At 67.8% G+C, this 18,318-nt stretch carries 19 protein-coding genes; 18 read left to right on the top strand and 1 reads right to left on the bottom strand.

From position 1 onward, the window contains the following. Positions 1-321 precede the first annotated feature (321 nt). Complete coding sequence (locus tag DYZ14_RS05745) at positions 322-1,563, top strand: DNA-packaging protein (RefSeq protein WP_154720160.1); 1,242 nt, start codon at positions 322-324, stop codon at positions 1,561-1,563. 244 nt (positions 1,564-1,807) lie between these two features. Here the strand turns inward: DYZ14_RS05745 and DYZ14_RS24545 are convergent, their stop codons facing one another. Then, a complete protein-coding gene (locus DYZ14_RS24545) occupies positions 1,808-1,939 on the bottom strand; it encodes a hypothetical protein (protein WP_268877540.1) in 132 nt (43 codons plus the stop codon). Positions 1,940-2,183: 244 nt separating this feature from the next. Between DYZ14_RS24545 and DYZ14_RS05750 the strand changes: the two genes are divergently transcribed. The 17 genes from DYZ14_RS05750 (at position 2,184) to DYZ14_RS05830 (ending at position 18,094) form a co-directional block, all read left to right on the top strand. Beyond that, positions 2,184-2,792 (top strand): glycoside hydrolase family 19 protein, encoded by a 609-nt coding sequence (locus DYZ14_RS05750; protein WP_154719814.1) that lies wholly within the window; start codon positions 2,184-2,186, stop codon positions 2,790-2,792. A 204-nt stretch (positions 2,793-2,996) separates the two neighbouring features. Then, a complete protein-coding gene (locus DYZ14_RS05755; protein ID WP_154719815.1) occupies positions 2,997-4,208 on the top strand; it encodes a phage portal protein in 1,212 nt (403 codons plus the stop codon). Positions 4,209-4,764: 556 nt separating this feature from the next. Further along, a complete protein-coding gene (locus tag DYZ14_RS05760; RefSeq protein WP_154719816.1) occupies positions 4,765-5,085 on the top strand; it encodes a DUF6107 family protein in 321 nt (106 codons plus the stop codon). A gap of 281 nt (positions 5,086-5,366) precedes the next feature. Continuing rightward, positions 5,367-5,942: an HK97 family phage prohead protease gene (locus DYZ14_RS05765; RefSeq protein ID WP_154719817.1), complete on the top strand. Its 576-nt coding sequence runs from the start codon at positions 5,367-5,369 to the stop codon at positions 5,940-5,942. Positions 5,943-5,945: 3 nt separating this feature from the next. Further along, the gene (locus tag DYZ14_RS05770) at positions 5,946-7,232 is read left to right on the top strand and encodes a phage major capsid protein (RefSeq protein ID WP_232365446.1); all 1,287 of its coding nucleotides are present in this window, start codon (positions 5,946-5,948) and stop codon (positions 7,230-7,232) included. A gap of 556 nt (positions 7,233-7,788) precedes the next feature. Continuing rightward, complete coding sequence (locus DYZ14_RS05775) at positions 7,789-8,358, top strand: head-tail connector protein (protein ID WP_154719818.1); 570 nt, start codon at positions 7,789-7,791, stop codon at positions 8,356-8,358. A gap of 2 nt (positions 8,359-8,360) precedes the next feature. Next, positions 8,361-8,696, top strand: a complete 336-nt coding sequence (locus DYZ14_RS05780) for a phage head closure protein (RefSeq protein WP_154720162.1) — start codon at positions 8,361-8,363, stop codon at positions 8,694-8,696. Continuing rightward, positions 8,693-8,950 carry a hypothetical protein gene (locus tag DYZ14_RS05785; RefSeq protein WP_154719819.1) on the top strand — a complete coding sequence of 86 codons (258 nt, stop codon included), beginning with the start codon at positions 8,693-8,695 and terminating at the stop codon, positions 8,948-8,950. The genes DYZ14_RS05780 and DYZ14_RS05785 overlap by 4 nt, the downstream gene beginning before the upstream one ends. Further along, positions 8,947-9,345, top strand: a complete 399-nt coding sequence (locus tag DYZ14_RS05790; RefSeq protein ID WP_154719820.1) for a DUF3168 domain-containing protein — start codon at positions 8,947-8,949, stop codon at positions 9,343-9,345. Before DYZ14_RS05785 ends, DYZ14_RS05790 begins: the two co-directional genes overlap by 4 nt. A 214-nt stretch (positions 9,346-9,559) precedes the next feature. After that, a complete protein-coding gene (locus tag DYZ14_RS05795; protein WP_154719821.1) occupies positions 9,560-9,967 on the top strand; it encodes a phage major tail protein, TP901-1 family in 408 nt (135 codons plus the stop codon). After that, positions 9,967-10,344, top strand: coding sequence for a gene transfer agent family protein (locus DYZ14_RS05800; protein WP_154719822.1), 378 nt, complete (start codon positions 9,967-9,969; stop codon positions 10,342-10,344). The genes DYZ14_RS05795 and DYZ14_RS05800 overlap by 1 nt, the downstream gene beginning before the upstream one ends. Further along, positions 10,341-10,586: a rcc01693 family protein gene (locus tag DYZ14_RS24550; RefSeq protein ID WP_154719823.1), complete on the top strand. Its 246-nt coding sequence runs from the start codon at positions 10,341-10,343 to the stop codon at positions 10,584-10,586. Before DYZ14_RS05800 ends, DYZ14_RS24550 begins: the two co-directional genes overlap by 4 nt. A gap of 430 nt (positions 10,587-11,016) precedes the next feature. Beyond that, the gene (locus tag DYZ14_RS05810; RefSeq protein WP_154719824.1) at positions 11,017-11,610 is read left to right on the top strand and encodes a phage tail tape measure protein; all 594 of its coding nucleotides are present in this window, start codon (positions 11,017-11,019) and stop codon (positions 11,608-11,610) included. Between the two features lie 83 nt (positions 11,611-11,693). Beyond that, a complete protein-coding gene (locus DYZ14_RS05815; RefSeq protein WP_154719825.1) occupies positions 11,694-12,335 on the top strand; it encodes a DUF2460 domain-containing protein in 642 nt (213 codons plus the stop codon). Next, positions 12,332-13,225, top strand: a complete 894-nt coding sequence (locus tag DYZ14_RS05820; RefSeq protein WP_154719826.1) for a DUF2163 domain-containing protein — start codon at positions 12,332-12,334, stop codon at positions 13,223-13,225. Before DYZ14_RS05815 ends, DYZ14_RS05820 begins: the two co-directional genes overlap by 4 nt. A 271-nt stretch (positions 13,226-13,496) precedes the next feature. Next, positions 13,497-13,934 carry an NlpC/P60 family protein gene (locus DYZ14_RS05825; protein ID WP_154719827.1) on the top strand — a complete coding sequence of 146 codons (438 nt, stop codon included), beginning with the start codon at positions 13,497-13,499 and terminating at the stop codon, positions 13,932-13,934. 317 nt (positions 13,935-14,251) lie between these two features. After that, positions 14,252-18,094 carry a baseplate multidomain protein megatron gene (locus tag DYZ14_RS05830; RefSeq protein WP_154719828.1) on the top strand — a complete coding sequence of 1,281 codons (3,843 nt, stop codon included), beginning with the start codon at positions 14,252-14,254 and terminating at the stop codon, positions 18,092-18,094. The last annotated feature ends 224 nt before the right edge of the window (positions 18,095-18,318 follow it).

Genomic DNA, 18,318 nt, shown 5'->3' on the forward strand with positions numbered 1-18,318 from the left:
GCGGATCATCCCCTCAAGGAGGCGGTGCCAACGGTCACGATGGGCGTCGGCACAATGGTTTGCTGCAAGGGCGCCGGGTGGGATGATGAGCCTGGTAAAGTCGCCGCTGGCGACGATACGCTCTCCGGCAGTCTGACAGAGGCTACGGCCGGCGGTGCAGAGCCTTTGGCATCCGCGGCTGACGCCGAGCTTGAAGTCGCGATGGGTGATGCAGGCTCGCCGACCGCGCCTCGCGATCCGGAGCCGCCGGTTACGGCGGCAGAGGAAACGGCCGATGCGCCCGCTGAGGCGCTGGAGAAAGAACTTGCCGCCCTGATCACCATGCGCGGGCTTCTGGCCAGCCGGCGGATCGGACGCGGCTGGGAGATTTCCGGCCGCGACGAGCAGAGGCCTCCCCAGGGTGACTGGGGGACATGGCTGGTCATGGGCGGGCGCGGATCGGGCAAGACGCGGGCCGGAGCCGAATGGGTGCACGGGCTGGCGCTTTCCGCCGGACCCCGCACGGACTTGAGGATCGCGCTCATTGCCGAGACGCTGGGCGATGCCCGCGAGGTGATGATCGACGGGGCCTCGGGCATTGCACGGATTGCCCGGCGCCTGCGGCCGGAGGTGGAAATCTCGCGGCGGCGGATCGTCTGGCCGAACGGGGCGATGGCCCAGATCTTCTCCTCGGAGGATCCGGAAAGCCTGCGCGGGCCACAATTTCACTATGCCTGGTGCGACGAACTGGCGAAATGGAAACATGCCGAGGAGACGTTTGACATGCTGCAATTCGCTCTCAGGCTGGGCGAGCGGCCACGCCAGCTGGTGACCACCACGCCGCGCGCCGTGCCGCTGTTGAAGCGGTTGATCGGCGATGCGGAAACGCGGGTGACGCGCCTTTCGACCGCCGACAACCGCGACAATCTCGCGCCGGGCTTCATCGCCGCGCTGGAGCGACGCTATGGCGGCACGCGGCTCGGGCGCCAGGAACTGGGCGGCGAATTGATCGAGGACCGCGAGGACGGCCTGTGGCGGCGCGACCGGCTGGAAGCGCTTACGGTGCGGCTGATCGAGCCCTTGCGGCGGATCGTCGTGGCTGTCGATCCGCCGGCCGGCAGCGGCCCGGCTTCGGTCTGCGGCATCGTCGTGGCCGGACTGATGGACAATGGCCGCGCCGCGGTTCTGGCCGACGCATCGGTCGAGGGCAGGAGCCCGGCCGACTGGGCGCGCGCGGTGGTCCATGCCTATCGCCGGTTCGAGGCGGACCGGGTGGTGGCGGAGGTCAACCAGGGCGGCGACATGGTGGCGGCGACGTTGAAGAGCATCGAGGCGAACCTGCCGGTGACCATGGTTCGCGCGACCCGGGGGAAATATCTGCGCGCCGAGCCGGTGGCGGCGCTCTACGAGCAGGGCCGGGTGGTGCATGCCGCCCGCTTCGCCGAACTGGAAGACCAGATGTGCGACTTCGGCCCGGACGGTCTGTCGTCCGGCCGCTCGCCCGACCGGCTGGACGCGCTGGTCTGGGCGCTGACGGCGCTGATGCTGGAGGGGACGGGCGAGCCGCGCATTCGCGGGGTTTGAGGGCGTCGGAGGCTCGGTGCGTGGGTGACCTTGAACCTGCGAGGCTCCTTCCGGTGAGCGGCGAAGCAATGGGGGCTGGATCGGCATCGATGTATGAGAGGTACCCCCTCACTTGGAATTTCTAGCACTTAGCTGAAGCTAAGATGCTGAAATTCCTTTCTCTCCCACCAGGGGAGAGAAGTCGCCTCCGCCCAAAACAAAACCGGCACCGAAGGGCGCCGGTCGAGGCGGTGGGTATGAGCGCTTACTTGGCGGCGGAGGCCGGCTGGGAGGCGCTCTGGCGCATCTGGCGCCATTCGTTTTCCAGGCGCTCCAGCACATGGGCCGGGATGGTGGCGGCGGGAGCCTTGGTCTGGGTCGTGCTGTTGATCTGCATGGCTCTAACTCCTCACGGGGGTTCGTCTCGGGGCTCAAACACCGAATGCGGCGGAAAGTTCCACAGTGTTAAATTTTTGTAAATATGCCGACGCCTCGCTCTAAACGATTGAAATTCCTTCAAACGATTTAATCGAACAGGAAAATTTTGGCCGTGGTTAACCGCCGGGCCGAAGCGACTTCGCTTGCCCGGCACACTGGCCGCGCAGGCATGAAAAAACCGGTATTTCGACGAGGAGAGCAAGATGACATTCGACGATCAGCGATTCTTCAAGGCGGTCCGTCGCGACCCCTTTCCCGGCCGGCTGACGGCGGGCCAGGTGTCCGGCATGGCGGCGCTCGTCGCCGGCTGGCGGGCGCTTGGCGACGCCGAAGATCCGCGGCGCCTTGCCTATTGCCTGGCGACCGCCTTTCACGAGACGGGCGGGCGCATGCAGCCGGTGCGCGAGACCTTTGCGCAAAGCGACGCGGCGGCGATCGCCCGGCTGGACCGGGCCTATGCCGCAGGCCTCCTGCCGCAGGTGCGCCGGCCCTATTGGCGCCTGGACGCCGAAGGCAAGAGCTGGTTCGGTCGCGGGCTGGTGCAGATCACCCATCGGCGCAATTATGAGAAGCTGGCGGAGGCGACGGGCGTCGACCTGGTCGGCGAGCCGGGCCGGGCGATGGAGCTCGACGTGGCGGTGAGGATATTGGTCATCGGCATGCGCGACGGGCTGTTCAGCGGCGTGAAGCTGGCCGACGCCTTCGACGGGCGACGAGCCGACTGGCTAGGCGCGCGCCGCACCGTCAACGGCCGCGACCGGGCGGCGCTGGTGGCGGGCTACGGCCGGGCGTTCCTGGCGGCACTGGGCTAGGCCGGGTGTGGTGGGGGGAACGGAAATCTGCCCCTCATCCGCCTGCCGGCACCTTCTCCCCGCTGGGGAGAAGGGACAAGCGGCAACGCTCTGGCCATCCCCTCTCCCCGCTTTCGAGGAGAGGTCAGGGTGAGGGGCAGCCGAGCTCCGAACGGGGCTTCTCCTGTCCCATCGCCATCACGAGCCAACAACAGGAAAATTCCGATGAAATTGTCGTTTCGACTGCCGTGGGCCTTCGCCCCGGAGCAAGGTGCCGTGGCCGAGAGCAAGGCTGTCGGCGTGCAGGGGCTGTCGCTGGTGGCGGGCGAGGGCGAGGCGCGCTGGTCGGGGCGCTCCTATGCTTCGTTGTCGCGCGAGGGCTTCATGAGGAACCCGGTGGCGCACCGCACGGTGCGGCTGGTGGCGGAAGCCGCAGCCGCCATTCCCTGGCTGGCCTATCGGGCGGAGACGGAGATCGACGGGCATCCGGCGCTGGCGCTTCTGGCAAAGCCCAATGCCCGCATGGGCGGAGCGGATTTCCTCGAGGCGCTCTACGGCCATCTGCTCCTGTCCGGCAATGCCTATGTCGAGGCGCTGGCGATCGGCCTGCGGCCGGCCGAACTGCATTTGCTGAGGCCCGACCGGGTGTCGGTGGTGGCCGGCGCCGATGGCTGGCCGGAGGCCTATGACTATCGCACGGGATCGCAAAGGCGGCGGATTCCGGCCGGCGGCGGGTCGATGGGCGGTGACGGCGCAAGCGGGGCTGCAGGCGGGGCAGGGCGGGGCGGCGGGCTGCTGCATCTGAAACTCTTCCATCCGCTCGACGACCACCTCGGTTTTCCGCCGCTCGCGGCAGCGCAAGTTGCGCTCGACCTGCACAATGCCGCGGCGCGCTGGAACAAGGCGCTGCTCGACAATTCCGCCCGTCCCTCGGGCGCGCTGGTCTACCAGCCCAAGGAGGGCGGCAATCTCTCCGTCGACCAGTATGAGCGGCTGAAGGTGGAGCTCGACGAGGGTTATTCCGGGCCGATGCGGGCCGGGCGACCGCTGTTGCTCGAGGGCGGGCTTGACTGGAAATCCATGGGGCTGTCGCCCAAGGACATGGATTTCGTCGAGGCGCGCAACGGGGCGGCGCGCGACGTGGCGCTGGCCTTCGGCGTGCCGCCCATGCTGCTCGGCATTCCCGGAGACAACACCTATGCCAACTACCAGGAGGCGAACCGGGCCTTTTACCGGCTGACCGTTTTGCCGCTGGTGTCGCGCACCGCGGCGAGTGTCTCCGGCTTCCTCTCGGGGCTCTATGGGGAGCCGCTGAGGCTCGTGCCCGACCTCGACCAGGTGGCCGGACTGGCCGCCGAACGCGACGCGCTCTGGGCGAGGTTGGGCGCGGCGGATTTCCTTACCGAGGAGGAGAAGCGGCAGGCCGTGGGGTATTGAGGGGTGGATTTGGCCTCACCTTGCTCTACGCCAGACTGTCGGCATTCTGCCGACCCTTCGCTCTGGCTCAGGCGTTCGTCATTCGAAACGCCGTCCGCGGTGCCTGGTTGAAATCCTCTTCTCCCCATCGGGGAGAAGTGCCGAACGCAGTGAGGCGATGAGGGGGCCAAGTGCGCCGCCATCAAGTGGCTTCGCCCCCCTCATCCGGCGCTACGCGCCACCTTCTCCCCGCTGGGGAGAAGAGGGGACGTGGGCGCGGCGGCAGTAGGCCCGGCGACTTCAAGCTGAATCGGAAGATGAGGCTGTTGAAGCGGCACATGCGGGACGTGAATCAGGCTCTCAAGAACCGGCTGCAAGCGATTCAATCGACTCGGGAAAACGCGGCCGCTTGAAGTGTTGCGTGAAGCGGGTTGCGCAGGGGGAACTGCCCTGTTCGCAGGTCGGATCGGGCGTCAGAAGACGCAGATCGAGGCGGTCTCGAACGGGTCGAGGCGTGAGGGTCGGCATCGGCGCGGGCCTTAGACTGATCACTATTTTAGCGATGAGAGATTAACAAATGACTGACTTCAGCCATGACGGCGGCGTGTGGAGCGCCCGCGTGATCGGGGCGGTGGCGGGGTCGGCGATCTCGCTCGTCTACCTTTTGCCCAAGGGCCGGCGCGAGGCGGCGGTGCGGTTCCTGACCGGGGTCTGCTGCGGCATGATCTTCGGCGGGCCGGCGGGGCTTTGGATCGTGCGCAAGCTCGATGTCGCGGCCGGACTGTCGCCGCCGGAGACCATGCTCGCCGGCGCGACGGCAGCAAGCCTTTCCGCCTGGTGGGGGCTGGGGCTGCTGGTGCGGGTGTTTGCCCGCTACGGGCAGCGGCCGGGCGTGTGAGGGGTCCCCTTCTCCCCAGCGGGGAGAAGTGCCGAGCGCCCTTCGATAGGCTCAGGACGAGGCGGTGAGGGGGCCGAGTGCGCGGCACTCGGCTGGCTTCGCCCCCCTCATCCGGCCCTTCGGGCCACCTCTGCCGGCCCTTCGCTTTTGCTCAGGGCGTTCGTCATTCGAAACGATTCACTGGATCGTTTCGTCGGCTGCGCCGACCATTCCTCACCCCCGTCGGGGAGAAGAGGGGCCGTGGCCCCCAGACAACCATCCAAGATCATGAGGAGAATGCCATGCACGCTTATCGCGGGCCCGTTTCGCTGACGGAAAAATTCGTCAACCTGACGTTGAACGGGGTGGAGGGCGACGGGTCGTTCTCGGGTTATGCCAGCCTGTTCGGCGAGGTCGATCTCGGGCGCGATGCGATCGAGCCGGGGGCCTTCGGGAAGTCGCTGGCGAAGCGCGGCGCCAAGGGGGTGCGCATGCTGTTCCAGCATGACCCGGCCGAGCCGATCGGCGCCTGGCGGCTGATCCGCGAGGACGCCCGCGGGCTCTATGTCGAGGGGCAGCTTTCGTTTGGCGTGGCGCGGGCCCGCGAGGTGCATGCGCTGATGAAGTCGGGCGCGCTCGACGGGCTGTCGATCGGCTTTCGCACCGTGCGCTCGAGGAGCGACCGCAAGACCGGTGTGCGCCGCATTCTCGAGGCCGACCTCTGGGAGATCTCGGTGGTGACCTTCCCGATGCTGCCGGCGGCCCGGGTTTCGAACGTCAAGCATGCGCGGTTCTTCCGCGACAAGGAAACCGAGCTCGTCCGCGCCATGCGCCGGGCGGCGCGGACAATGGCCATGGATGTCTTCAGGAAAGGATGACAGATGAGCGATGCAGCGATGGAAAAGCAGACGGCCGATGCCCCGCGCAAGCGGACGGCACCGGAGGTGAAGGCCGTGCCCGACAGCGTGACGGCGGCGTTCGAGGATTTCATGGGCGCCTTCGAGGCGTTCAAGGACGTCAACGACCGCAGGCTCTCCGAGATCGAGCAGAAGCTTTCCGCCGACGTGGTGACCCGCGACAAGATGGAGCGGATCAACAAGGCGATGGACGAGCAGGGCCGCATGCTCGACGAACTGGTGCTGAAGAAGATGCGCCCGCCGCTCGGCCGCGGCGGGGAGGCGGACGGGCCGGAGGCGGCCGAGCACAAGGCGGCCTTCGAGGCCTATATCCGCCGCGGCGACGAGGCAGGCCTGCGCGAACTGGAGGCGAAGGCGATGAGCGCGGGTGCGCCGGCCGACGGCGGCTATCTCGTGCCGGCGGAGACCGACACCGAGATCGGCCGCAGGCTTTCCGTCGTCTCGCCGATCCGGGCGCTGTCGACGGTTCGCCAGGTCTCGGGCTCGGTGCTGAAGAAGCCGTTCTCGCCGGCCGGCATGACCGCCGGCTGGGTGGCCGAGACCGCGGCGCGGCCACAGACGGGTAACGCCCAACTGGCAGAACTGTCCTTCCCGACCATGGAGCTCTATGCCATGCCGGCGGCGAGCCAGGCGCTGCTCGACGATGCGGCGGTCGATATCGAGGCCTGGATCGCCTCGGAAGTGGACATCGCCTTTGCCGAGCAGGAGGGCACGGCTTTCGTGACCGGCGACGGGGTGAACAAGCCGAAGGGGTTCTTGAGCTATGACCAGGTGGCCGACGGCGCCTGGGAATGGGGCAAGATCGGCTATCTTCCGACCGGGGTCGCGGGCGGTTTTGCGGCATCCGGGCCGTCGGACGTGCTGGTCGATCTGGTCTATGCGCTGAAGGCCGGGCACCGGCAGAATGCCAGCTTCGTCATGAGCCGCAAGACGCAAGGCGAGATCCGCAAGTTCAAGGATGCCGACGGCAACTATCTCTGGCAGCCGCCGGCCCGGCCGGGCGAGGCCGCCTCGCTCATCGGCTTTCCGGTGGCGGAGGCGGAAGACATGCCGGCGATCGCCGCCAATGCCACGGCGATCGCGTTTGGCGACTTCCGCTCGGGCTATCTGGTGGTCGACCGGGTCGGCGTCAGGGTGCTGCGCGATCCCTATTCCGCCAAGCCCTATGTGCTGTTCTACACCACCAAGCGCGTCGGCGGCGGGGTGCAGAACTTCGAGGCGATCAAGCTGGTGAAGTTTGCGGCGAGCTGAGTTCCGGTCGCAGCAGGCACCGTCCTCCTCGCCAAGAAAATCTGCGACTTGAGCCCTTCGGGCTAAGCTCGCGGTTTTCTATCCTCTCCCTCGCTGGGGAGAGGAGGGCGCGCTACGGCTGAGGCTTGTCTTCTCCCCAGCGGGGAGAAGGTGGCGCGGAGCGCCGGATGAGGGTGGCGAAGCCACAGAATGGCGGCGCACTTGGCCCCCTCATCGCCTCACTGCGTTCGGCACTTCTCCCCGCTGGGAGAAGGGGTTTCCCACGACTCGCTGCGACTTGCCCGTCGATCCGGCTGCCTTGGGCAGTGCCCCTCATCCGCCTGCGGGGAGAGGGTCTGGGTGAGGGGCATTTGTCGAACGGCCGAGGCTTGTCTTCTCCCCAGCGGGGAGAAGGTGGCGCGGAGCGCCGGATGAGGGGGGCGAAGCCACAGAATGGCGGCGCACTTGGCCCCCTCATCGCCTCACTGCGTTCGGCACTTCTCCCCGTCGGGGAGAAGAGCTTTTCGACGACGCGCTGCGGCGTGCCGCTTTCAAAATTCAACTCCAGGAGACTTTCATGACTCTATTTCCGACGGCGCCGCCGGCGGCCGAGGCGGTGACGCTGGTTGAGGCCAAGGCGCATCTGCGGGTGGACGGCAATGACGAGGATGCGTTGATCGCGCAGCTGGTCATGGTCGCCCGCGAGCATCTGGAGCGCGAGACCGCGCGGGTGCTGACTAGCCGGCCGTTTAGGCTTTGCCTCGATACGTGGCCAGCGGACGGGGTGATCCGCATCGGCTGTGGTCCGGTGCGCGAAGTGACGGGCGTGACCGTCTATGACGATAAGGGCAATGCCACGGCGGTTCCGCTGGCCGACCATCTGCTGGACGGCGAGGCGCGGCCGGCGCGGCTGTGGCTGCGCGATCCGCCGGTACCAGCGCGGGCCATGAACGGCATCGAGATCGATTTCGTCGCCGGATTCGGCGCGAGCGGCGCGGATGTGCCCGACACGCTCAAACGGGCGATGTTGCTGCATGTGGCGGCGATGTTTGCCCTGCGCGGGGCGATCCCGGTCGAGGCACAGCCGGCAGTCATGCCGCCCGGCTATGAACGGCTGATCGCGCCCTATTGCCGAAGGGGGCTTTGACCATGGGGCTTGTCGATTTCGACCCGGGGGCATTGACCGCCCGGCTCAGGCTGGAGCGGCCGGTCGAGAGCCCGGACGGGCAGGGTGGCGCGACGGTCGACTTCGAGACCGCTGCCGATCTCTGGGCGCGGATCGAGCCGCTGACGGCCGATGTCGAGGAGGTGGCGGGCGCGGGGCGGGTGATCGTCACGCACCAGGTCTGGCTGCGTTTTCGCGCCGAGGTGGCGGCGGGGATGCGGCTCATCAAGGGTACGCGGCGGTTTGCCATCGAGAGCGTGCGCGATCCGGACGAGACCGGCCGCCTTCTCCTCTGCCGCTGCCGGGAGGAGGGCCGATGAAGGCCAGGATACGGGCATCTCTGGCGCAGACGGGCGAGGACCTGGGGCTGGCGCTTCGTCGCGCGCTTTCGGGCGGGGTCGCGCGGCGGATCGACCTGCAGATCGGGCAGCGCGCGGGCGGTCATGGGCCGGATGGGCCTCTGGCGGTTCGTCGGCTGGCGTCCTCGGGCGACGGCGGGGCCATCGGACGGGGCGGCGGTACGTCCGTCGGCAAGGCTCGTCGCGACGTTGAAGAAAGCGAGGCTGGGTCATGAGCAGTGCCGTGAACGAGTTTCTGGCCGCCATCCAGGGGCGGCTGGCGGGCGATGCCGGGCTTGCCGCCCTGATTGGCGCCGGCGGGATGCGCGACCGGCGGGCGAGCGGGCTCGACCTGCCGGCGCTGGTGCTGGGGGCGGTCGAGTGCCGGGACTATTCGACGGCGAGCGAAGCGGGATTTGAAATTCTCCTGACGCTGGAGGCCTGGTCTGGCGAGGGGCGGCGCGCGGCGGAGGCGATCGCTGATGCCGTGCAGGGCCTGCTCGACGACGTCGATCTGGCGCTGGCCGGCCACAGGCTGGTGAGCCTCCGGCATCGCCGGACGGTCAGCCGCCGCGAGGCAAAGACCGGATTTTTCGTCGCCGAACTGGCGTTTCGGGCGGTGGTGGAGTGAGGCGTTGCGCGCCGGTGTCGCCGCTCACTGGGCTGCCGCCACCTCTGCCAGCCCTTCGCTTGGGCTCAGGGCGTTCGCCATTCGAAACGGTTCACTGGATCGTTTCGTCGGCCTCGCCGACCATTCCGGACCCCCGTGAACGGGGAGAAGGCGACCCGCCGGCCTCGATCGGCAAAAGACGGAACAATCTCCTTAAATAGAAGAGGATTTCGACATGGTGGCACAGAAGGGCAAGGACCTGCTCTTGAAGGTCCAGGACGGGGCGGGTTTCGTAACGGTGGCGGGGCTGCGCTCCAAGCGGCTTTCCTTCAACGCGCAGACCGTCGACGTGACCGATGCGGAAAGCGTCGGGCGCTGGCGCGAGCTGCTCGGCGGGGCGGGCGTGCAGCGCGCAGCACTTTCGGGCGCCGGGCTGTTCAAGGACCAGGCCTCGGATGCGCTGGTGCGGGGAGCCTTCTTTGCCGGCGACGTTCTCGCCTGGCAGGTGGTGATCCCTAACTTCGGCACGGTGAGCGGGCCGTTCCAGGTCACCGCGCTGGAATATGCGGGTTCGCATGACGGCGAACTGACTTTCGAGATCGCGCTGGAATCGGCCGGCGCGCTTTCCTTCGCGGTGCTGTGATGCGCGGCGGGGGCGATGGTTTGGCGGTGCTCGGGCGGGCCAACCGGCGGCGCGGCGAGGTGGAGGCGGTGATCGGCGGCGAGCGCCGGATCCTCTGCCTGACGCTGGGCGCACTGGCCGAACTGGAAACGGCGTTCGGGGCGGAAAGCCTGGCCGATCTCGGCCAGCGCTTTGCCGCAGGCCGGCTGAGGGCACAGGATCTGATGCATATCCTCGGCGCGGGCTTACGCGGCGGCGGCAACCGATTGAACGACGAGGACCTGGCCGAGATGGCGGTCGAGGGCGGCATTGCCGGCGCGGCGGCGATCGTGCGTGACCTGCTGGTCGCGACATTTGCGCCGGAGGCGGAGCGCGGAGCAGCCGCGCCGGACCCTTGAGGGCCGCAGGCGGCGAGGCGACGACGCGACCCTTCCCCTGGGAGGCGGTGCTCGATGCCGGGCTTTGTCGCCTGCGGCTTCCTCCGGGCGTGTTCTGGGATTTGAGCCTCGTCGAGTTTGCCGCCATGGCCGGGGCGTTTGCGCCGCGGTCGGCACGGCTTTCGCGGGCGGGGCTGGAGGGCTTGATGAGGGCTTTTCCGGATGATGCTGTCGGCGGTTCATCCCCCTCTGTCACTGCGTGACATCTCCCCCTCAAGGGGAGGGTTATCGCATATGGGATACCGGCGGCGTCTCCGGGCTCTTTCTTCTCCCCTCGGGGAGATGTGCCGAGCGCCCTTCGACAGGCTCAGGACGAGGCGATGAGGGGGCTGCACGGCACGGCTTTTGCGCTTCGCGCCCCCCTCATCCGGCCCTGAGGGCCACCTTCTCCCCGCTGGGGAGAAGAGGGAGCCCGCTTCGTGCGCCGCTCAAGCTGCGCCGACCATTCCTCACCCCCGCGAACGGGGAGAAGGATCCGAATCAGCGCCGAGGTGGCCTCGATCCTTCGAGGCCCCTGTGGGGGCCTCAGGATGATGGGAGGCGTGGAGCTTCGCCCCCTTACGGCACTGCGCACCCTTCTCACCCCCGACGCGGAGAAAAAGGAAACACAACGGTGACACAGAGGACTTATCCATGGCCGACGACGACATGATTGCGCTTTCCCTCGATCTCGATGCGGCAGACGCGCTGAAGGTGCTGGACGATCTCGAGGGGCGGTCGCGGAGTTTCGGGGCGGCGCTGGCCTCGGCGCTGAAGGGCGCGACGGTGGGCGGCAAGGGGTTGGAGGATACGCTGAGGGCGGTCGGCACGCGGCTTTCCGACATTGCACTGTCGGCCGGGCTGAAACCGCTCGAAGGGCTGCTTGGCAATACGATGACCGGGCTGATTTCCGGGCTGACGGCGGGGTTCGGGGCGATCATGCCGTTTGCGACGGGCGGCGTGCCGGGGCGGGTGACGCCGTTTGCGGCCGGCGGCGTGGTGTCGGCGCCGACCTATTTTCCGCTCGGCGGCGATCTCGGTCTGATGGGCGAGGCGGGCGCCGAGGCGATCTTGCCGCTGAAGCGCGGTTCGGACGGATCGCTCGGGGTGGCAGCCGGTGCCGCTGGTCAGACGACGCAGATCAATTTCCAGGTGACGGCGAGCGATGCGGCGAGTTTTGCCCGCAGCGAGGGCCAGATCACCGCCATGCTGGCGCGCAGCGTCGGGCGCGGGCGGCGGCATCTCTGAGCAGCGTCTCGCGCCGGCGTGCTGCTGGTGGGTGGCGTCGCCCGGGCCTTCCTCCAACGCCTTCGAACAAAGGACCCTGAACCATGAGCAATGGTTTCCACGAGGTACGGTTTCCGCTGCGGTTGTCGCTGTCGACCAGCGGCGGGCCTAAGCGGCTGACCGATATTGTTGACCTGACCAATGGGCGCGAGGCGCGCAATGCAAGGTGGCGCCATTCGCGGCGGGTCTATGACGCGGGGTCGGGTCTGAGGGCGGTCGACGACCTTTATGCGGTCGTCGCCTTCTTCGAGGCGCGCGGCGGGCAGCTCTATGGCTTTCGCTTTCGCGACCCGCTCGACGCGAAATCCTGCGGGCCGGGCGAGACGGTGTCGCCCTTCGACCAGGCGATCGGCACGGGCGACGGGGTGACGGCGACATTCCAGCTGGCCAAGACCTATGGCGATGCGGGCGGCGAATGGCGGCGCGAGATTTTGAAGCCGGTGGCGGGAACGGTCAGGGTCGCGGTTGACGGGGTGGAATTGTCGCCGTCTGGTTTCAGCAGCGATCCGGTGACGGGCATCGTCATGTTTTTCGAGGAATATATTCCGCCTTCCGGCGCGCTGGTGCAGGCCGGGTTCGAATTCGACGTGCCGGTGCGCTTCGACACCGATCGCATCGACGTCAATCTCGAGGCCTTTCGCGCCGGGCGCATTCCGGCCATTCCGCTGGTGGAGATCCTGCCATGAGAGAGATACCCGATGCACTTGCCGACCATCTCTCGGGCGACGCCACGACGCTCTGCCGCTGCTGGCGGGTGACGCGGCGTGACGGGGTGGTGCTCGGCTTTACCGAGCATGACCGCGACCTGACCTTTGCCGGCACGCAGTTTCTTGCCGCGAGCGGCTTTGCCGGAACCGAGGCGCGGGCGGTGAACGGGCTGGCGGCACCGGGCGCCGAGGTGACCGGCGGCTTTTCGAGCGCGGCGATCAGCGAGGCGGACCTGGTCGCCGGGCGCTATGACGGCGCACGGGTCGAGGTGTTTACCGTCAACTGGCAGGCGCCGGAGGCGCAGCACCTGCTTTTGAAGGTGCAGGAGATCGGCGAGGTGTCGCGGGCGGGCGCGGCCTTTGCCGCGGAACTCAGGAGCTTTGCCCACCGCCTGTCGCAGGAGCAGGGTCGGATTTATGGCCGGCGCTGCGATGCGAGTCTCGGTGACGGGCGCTGCGGGGTGGACCTGTCCATCGCCGGGCGGCGGGCGGCGGGCATGGTGACGGCGGTCGAGGGGCGTGACCGGGTTTTGGTGTCCGGGCTCGGCGGATTCGAGGACGGGCATTTCCGGCTCGGCACGCTGCGCTTCGACGCGGGCGTGAACGAGGGGCTGACGGTCGAGATCGACGGCAATGTCGCGGTCTCCGGCGGCACGCGGCTGACGCTGTGGTTGCCGCTGGAGAGCGCAGCCGCGGTCGGCGACGCGGTGACCGTGACGGTTGGTTGCGACAAGGGGTTTTCGACCTGTCGCGACCGGTTTGGCAACGGCCTCAACTTTCGCGGGTTCCCGCATATGCCGGGCAGCGATTTCGCCTATTCCTATGTGAAGGGCGAGAGCACGCATGACGGGACGGCGCTGTTCGAGTGAGGGGGGGATGGGGACGGGCTCCTCTCCTCTTGTGGGAGAGGAAGCAATTTCAGCATCTTGGCGCAAGCCAAGTGCTAGAAATTGCAGGTGAGGGGGCGAATGACGCCCCATCCATCCCCCTCATCTGCGAAATCTGAGGTTTAGCCTTCGGCTAAGCCCTCGATTTCGCTTCTTCTCCCACCAAGGGAGAAGACGGGCCGGCGAAGCTCTGCCGCCAAGTCGATGCTATCGCCGTCGCGAGCGATCTCGTGCGTTCCAAGGAGCACAACCCATGACCGCCATCGGAAACCGCGTGGTTGCGATCGCTGGGCAATGGATCGGTACGCCCTATCGGCATCAGGGATCGACGAAGGGTGTCGGCTGCGATTGCCTGGGGCTGGTGCGGGGGATCTGGCGGGAAATCTATGGGGCGGAGCCGGAGCTGGTGGCACCCTATGCGGCGGACTGGGCGGAACGCGGCGGGCAGGAGCGGTTGCTGGAGGCGGCGGGGCGGCATTGCGCGGCGGTGCCGGGTTTTGTTGCGGCGCGACCGGGAGATCTGCTGGTCTTCCGCTTTCGCCCGCAATTTGCCGCCAAGCATGCCGGCATTCTCGACGGCGCCGACGCCTTCATCCACGCCTATGAGCAGGCGGCGGTGATCCGTTCGGCGCTGGTGCCGGCCTGGCGCAGGCGCGTTGCCGGGATCTACCGGTTCCCGGAGATTTCTTGAAAACGGGCGGGTTTTGCCGTATCTTGCTGGAGTGGTGGACGAGGCTGCTAACTCGCCCACCCTTTGCTAATGTTTGAAGTTGACCCGGACGGTCATAGACCAGCCCGTCCGGGTTATCCTCAAGATCAGCGTAATGCCAATTGGCCAAGACCTCATAGCACTACCTCCACATTCGAGAGCAAGGCCTTTGCCACGGTCGGCGGAGCCCGTCTTCGCCGACGCGCCGGCTGGCGCGGCGCTTGCTGCTTCTGCTCCCGAACCTCCATATCCTGTCACAATCTAGGCGAGCATCCAGACGGGTGCCGCAAGGGGTATCCATGGCGACAATCCTCTTCCAGGCGGCCGGTGCGGCGCTGGGTTCGGTGTTCGGGCCGCTCGGCGCGGTCATCGGCCGGGCGGCGGGGGCGCTCGCCGGCAACATGCTCGACCGGGCGCTGATCGGCGGCGGAACGACGCTGTCGGGCGCACGGCTTTCGGCGGCGCGCCTGCCGGGGGCGGCCGAGGGGGCGGCGATCCCGAGGCTCTACGGCACGGCGCGGCTCGGCGGCACGCTGATCTGGGCGACGCGCTTCGAGGAGGAGGCGACGACCGAGCGGACCGGCGCCAAGGCGACCGGCACGCGGGTGAAGACCTATCGCTATTTCGCCAATCTGGCGGTCGGACTCTGCGAAGGGGAGGTGGCTCTGGTCCGGCGGGTCTGGGCCGACGGGCAGGAGATCGACCTCACCGAGATCGAGATGCGCTTCTACCCCGGGGCGGAGGACCAGTTGCCCGATCCGCTGATCGAGGCGAAACAGGGGGCAGGCAATGCGCCGGCCTATCGCGGGCTTTCCTATGTGGTGTTCGAGCGGCTGCCGCTGGACGATTTCGGCAATCGTATTCCGCTGCTGCAGTTCGAGGTCATTCGGCCGGTCGGGGCGTTGGAAGGCATGGTCAAGGCGGTAACCGTCATTCCCGGTTCGACCGAGCATGGCTATGCGACGGCGCAGGTCAGGGAACGGACGGGCGAGGGCGCCTCGCGCATTCTCAATCGCAATACGCTGGTCGCCCATACCGACTGGCAGGCCTCGATCGACGAACTGCAGGCGCTCTGCCCCAATCTCGAGACTGTCGCGCTGGTTGTGTCCTGGTTCGGCACCGATCTGCGCGCCGGAGAGTGCCGGGTGGTGCCGGGCGTCGAGGTTGGGAGCCGCAACGAGAGCCGGGACTGGCGGGTGTCGGGCGTGACGCGCAATGCGGCCTATCTGGTCAGCCGCCACGACGGCGGCCCGGCCTATGGCGGCACGCCGGACGACAGAAGCGTGGTCGAGGCGATTGCCGACCTCAAGGCGCGCGGGCTGAAGGTGGTGCTCTATCCCTTCGTCATGATGGATATTCCACACGGCAATGGCCTGCCCGATCCCTATGGCGGGACGGAGCAGGCGGCCTATCCCTGGCGCGGGCGGATCACCTGCCATCCGGCGCCGGGATGGCCAGGGTCGCCCGACCGGTCGGCGGCGATCCCCGGCATGATCGCGGATTTCTGCGGGGCGGCCGGGGCAAGCGATTTTAACGTTTCGGGCACCACGGTTTCCTATGAGGGCAGCGATGAGGGCTATCGCCGCATGGTGCTGCATTATGCGCTGCTGGCGGAAGCGGCCGGCGGGGTGGATGGTTTCCTGATCGGCTCGGAATTGCGCGGTCTGACCACGCTCCGCGATGAAGCCGACGGCTTTCCCTTCGTTGCGGCGCTGGCGGATCTCGCGGCGGACGTGCGGGCAATCCTCGGGGCCTCGACGAAGATCACCTACGGCGCCGACTGGAGCGAATATTTCGGCCATCATCCGGCGGACGGCTCGGGCGATGTCTTCTTCCATCTCGATCCTCTCTGGGCTCATCCGGCGATCGATGCGGTCGGGATCGACAATTACATGCCGCTGTCCGATTGGCGGGATGCGGATCTGGAGAACGCCAATCCGGACGGGTTCCGGCTGGCTGATGACGGTAAGGCCATGGCCGGGCAGATCGCGGCGGGCGAGGGGTTCGACTGGTATTATGCCAGCGAGGCCGACCGGGCGGGGCGCGTGCGCTCACCGATCAGCGACGGGCTGGCGGGCAAGCTCTGGGTGTTTCGCTTCAAGGATATCGAAGGCTGGTGGAGCAATCTGCACTTCGACCGGATCGGCGGGGCGGAAAAGCCGGCGCCGAGCGCCTGGACGCCGGGGATGAAGCCGCTCTGGTTCACCGAGCTCGGCTGCGCCGCGGTCGACAAGGGGGGGAACCAGCCGAACGTGTTCGGCGATCCGAAATCGGCGGAAGGCGCGCTGCCCTATTTCTCCAGCGGGGCGCGGTCCGACAGCCAGCAGCGGCGGTTTCTCGAAGCGCATCTTGGGCATTGGCAGGGCGGGGAAACGCCGGCGGGCATGGTCGATCCGGCTCAGATCTTCCTGTGGACCTGGGATGCGCGGCCGCAGCCGGCTTTTCCGCAGGATCTCGATCTCTGGGCCGACGGCACGAACTGGCGCACCGGCCATTGGCTGAACGGGCGGCTGGGGGCGGGAACGCTCGCCGATGTGCTCGCAGCCCTGCTCGAGGATCATGGCTTTGCCGATTACGACGTGTCGGAGGTGAGCGGCGACCTCACGGGCTATGTGCAGGGCGATCTCGCCTCGGCGAGAAGCCTGATCGAGCCGCTGGCGGAGAGCTTCCTGATCGACATCGTCGAGGACGGGGCGCGGCTTATATTCCGGTCGCGCATGGCGGCGAGCCTGCCGGCGCGGCAGGTGGAGGTGCTGGCCGATGTGAAGGACGAGCCGCTGTGGCGCGAGACGCGCGGCCACGACAGCGATTTTGCCGCGGAAGCTTCGCTCACCTATTACGACCCGGCCAGCGATTACGGCGAGGCCTCGGCCCGCTCGCGGCGGATCGAGGCGGAAACGAAAAGGCAGATGGCGCGCGACCTGCCGGCGGTTCTGGCGGAGGAGACGGCGCTGTCGCTCGCCGAGGGCATGTTGCGCGACCATCGCATCGGACGGCGGCGGCTGGAATTTTCGCTCGGGCCGGCGGAGCTTTCGGTCCAGCCGGGCGATGTACTTTCGCTGTCCGAGGGGCCGGAGGGGCGGTTTCTGGTCGGCGAGATCGATGACGGGTTGGTGCGGCGGCTGAGCCTGCGCGAAGTGGCTGCGGCGGTCTCGGCGACGACGGCGAGTGCGGGGACGGGGCGCACGCCGGACCGGCCGGGCTCGGTCGGCTTTGATCCCGTTGTCACCTTGATGGATCTGCCGCGTTACACGGTCGGCGAGGCCGCGGATTTCGCCTGCGTGGCCGGCCTGGCGCGGCCCTGGCGGCGCATGGCGATCTCGTCCTCTGCCGGGAATGGCGTTTTTCGCGCGCGGGCCATGCTCGACAGACCGGCGAGACTGGGCCGGCTGGCGGTCGCACTGTCCGGCGGCGTCTCCGGCCGATTCGACCATTCGCAGGCGCTGGTGGTGGATCTCTCCTTCGGCAGCCTTGCCTCGGCAAGTCCGCTCGCCGTGCTCGAGGGGGAAAACAGACTGGCGCTGCGCGCGCTGAATGGGGCGTGGGAGGTGATCGGCTATGCCGGAGCGGAGGAAATCTCGGCCGGGCGCTGGCGGTTGACGGCGTTGCTGCGCGGTCTGGCGGGGACCGAGGATGCGATGGCCGCTGGGGCGGATGCCGGCGCGACCGTCGTTGTGCTCGACGCGGCGGTTAAGCCGCTCGGGCTTTCGGCCGAGGAGGCGGGGCTGTCGCGCGACTACATCGCCGAGCCGCTCGGCATGGCCGCCGAGATGGTCGCGCTCGGCAGCTTTGCCGGAGGGGTGCGAGCGCAGACGCCGCTGTCGCCGGTGCATCTGAGGGCCCGGCGGTCCGGCGACGGCGACGTCGTGTTCTCCTGGGTTCGCAGGTCCCGCGTCGATGCAGACAGTTGGCTGCCGGCAGAGGTGCCGCTCGATGAATTGGCCGAGGCCCATCGGCTGGCGATCCTCGACGGGGCCGCGGTCCGGCGAATGGTGGAGGTCGGCGAGGCGCGGTTCGTCTATTCGCAGGCGCAGGAGCTTTCGGATTTTGGAAGTCTGCAGGCAAGTATTCGCGTGCGGGTGCGACAGCTGGGGCGCGTGGCCGAGGGGATTGCGAGCGAGGCGGAGCTGGTGGTGGGGTGAGGGTGCGGGCTTTTGCATTTCTTCCCTGCCAACCGTCCATCATGATTGGTCTCCGGTGACTGCCCCTCATCCGCCTGCCGGCACCTCGGCCGGCCCTTCGCCTGGGCTCAGGGCGTTCGTCATTCGAAACGATTCACTGGATCGTTTCGTCGGCTTCGCCGACCATTCCTCACCCCCGTTAACGGGGAGAAGGACCAAGCGGCACCGCCTTGCCGACCCCTCTC

Origin of the sequence: Ciceribacter sp. T2.26MG-112.2, assembly GCF_900492205.1 — a bacterium.
Lineage (GTDB): Bacteria > Pseudomonadota > Alphaproteobacteria > Rhizobiales > Rhizobiaceae > Allorhizobium > Allorhizobium naphthalenivorans_A.

What these genes read in the sequence shown, in the direction of transcription:
- DYZ14_RS05760 (WP_154719816.1), top strand. Translation starts at nt 4,765, where the DNA reads ATGACTGACTTCAGCCATGACGGCGGCGTGTGGAGCGCCCGCGTGATC.
- DYZ14_RS24545 (WP_268877540.1), bottom strand. Translation starts at nt 1,939, where the DNA reads ATGCAGATCAACAGCACGACCCAGACCAAGGCTCCCGCCGCCACCATC.
- DYZ14_RS05765 (WP_154719817.1), top strand. Translation starts at nt 5,367, where the DNA reads ATGCACGCTTATCGCGGGCCCGTTTCGCTGACGGAAAAATTCGTCAAC.
- DYZ14_RS05815 (WP_154719825.1), top strand. Translation starts at nt 11,694, where the DNA reads ATGAGCAATGGTTTCCACGAGGTACGGTTTCCGCTGCGGTTGTCGCTG.
- DYZ14_RS05785 (WP_154719819.1), top strand. Translation starts at nt 8,693, where the DNA reads ATGAAGGCCAGGATACGGGCATCTCTGGCGCAGACGGGCGAGGACCTG.
- DYZ14_RS05800 (WP_154719822.1), top strand. Translation starts at nt 9,967, where the DNA reads ATGCGCGGCGGGGGCGATGGTTTGGCGGTGCTCGGGCGGGCCAACCGG.
- DYZ14_RS05755 (WP_154719815.1), top strand. Translation starts at nt 2,997, where the DNA reads ATGAAATTGTCGTTTCGACTGCCGTGGGCCTTCGCCCCGGAGCAAGGT.
- DYZ14_RS05750 (WP_154719814.1), top strand. Translation starts at nt 2,184, where the DNA reads ATGACATTCGACGATCAGCGATTCTTCAAGGCGGTCCGTCGCGACCCC.
- DYZ14_RS05820 (WP_154719826.1), top strand. Translation starts at nt 12,332, where the DNA reads ATGAGAGAGATACCCGATGCACTTGCCGACCATCTCTCGGGCGACGCC.
- DYZ14_RS05775 (WP_154719818.1), top strand. Translation starts at nt 7,789, where the DNA reads ATGACTCTATTTCCGACGGCGCCGCCGGCGGCCGAGGCGGTGACGCTG.
- DYZ14_RS05810 (WP_154719824.1), top strand. Translation starts at nt 11,017, where the DNA reads ATGGCCGACGACGACATGATTGCGCTTTCCCTCGATCTCGATGCGGCA.
- DYZ14_RS05795 (WP_154719821.1), top strand. Translation starts at nt 9,560, where the DNA reads ATGGTGGCACAGAAGGGCAAGGACCTGCTCTTGAAGGTCCAGGACGGG.
- DYZ14_RS05745 (WP_154720160.1), top strand. Translation starts at nt 322, where the DNA reads ATGCGCGGGCTTCTGGCCAGCCGGCGGATCGGACGCGGCTGGGAGATT.
- DYZ14_RS05770 (WP_232365446.1), top strand. Translation starts at nt 5,946, where the DNA reads ATGAGCGATGCAGCGATGGAAAAGCAGACGGCCGATGCCCCGCGCAAG.
- DYZ14_RS05825 (WP_154719827.1), top strand. Translation starts at nt 13,497, where the DNA reads ATGACCGCCATCGGAAACCGCGTGGTTGCGATCGCTGGGCAATGGATC.
- DYZ14_RS05780 (WP_154720162.1), top strand. Translation starts at nt 8,361, where the DNA reads ATGGGGCTTGTCGATTTCGACCCGGGGGCATTGACCGCCCGGCTCAGG.
- DYZ14_RS05790 (WP_154719820.1), top strand. Translation starts at nt 8,947, where the DNA reads ATGAGCAGTGCCGTGAACGAGTTTCTGGCCGCCATCCAGGGGCGGCTG.
- DYZ14_RS05830 (WP_154719828.1), top strand. Translation starts at nt 14,252, where the DNA reads ATGGCGACAATCCTCTTCCAGGCGGCCGGTGCGGCGCTGGGTTCGGTG.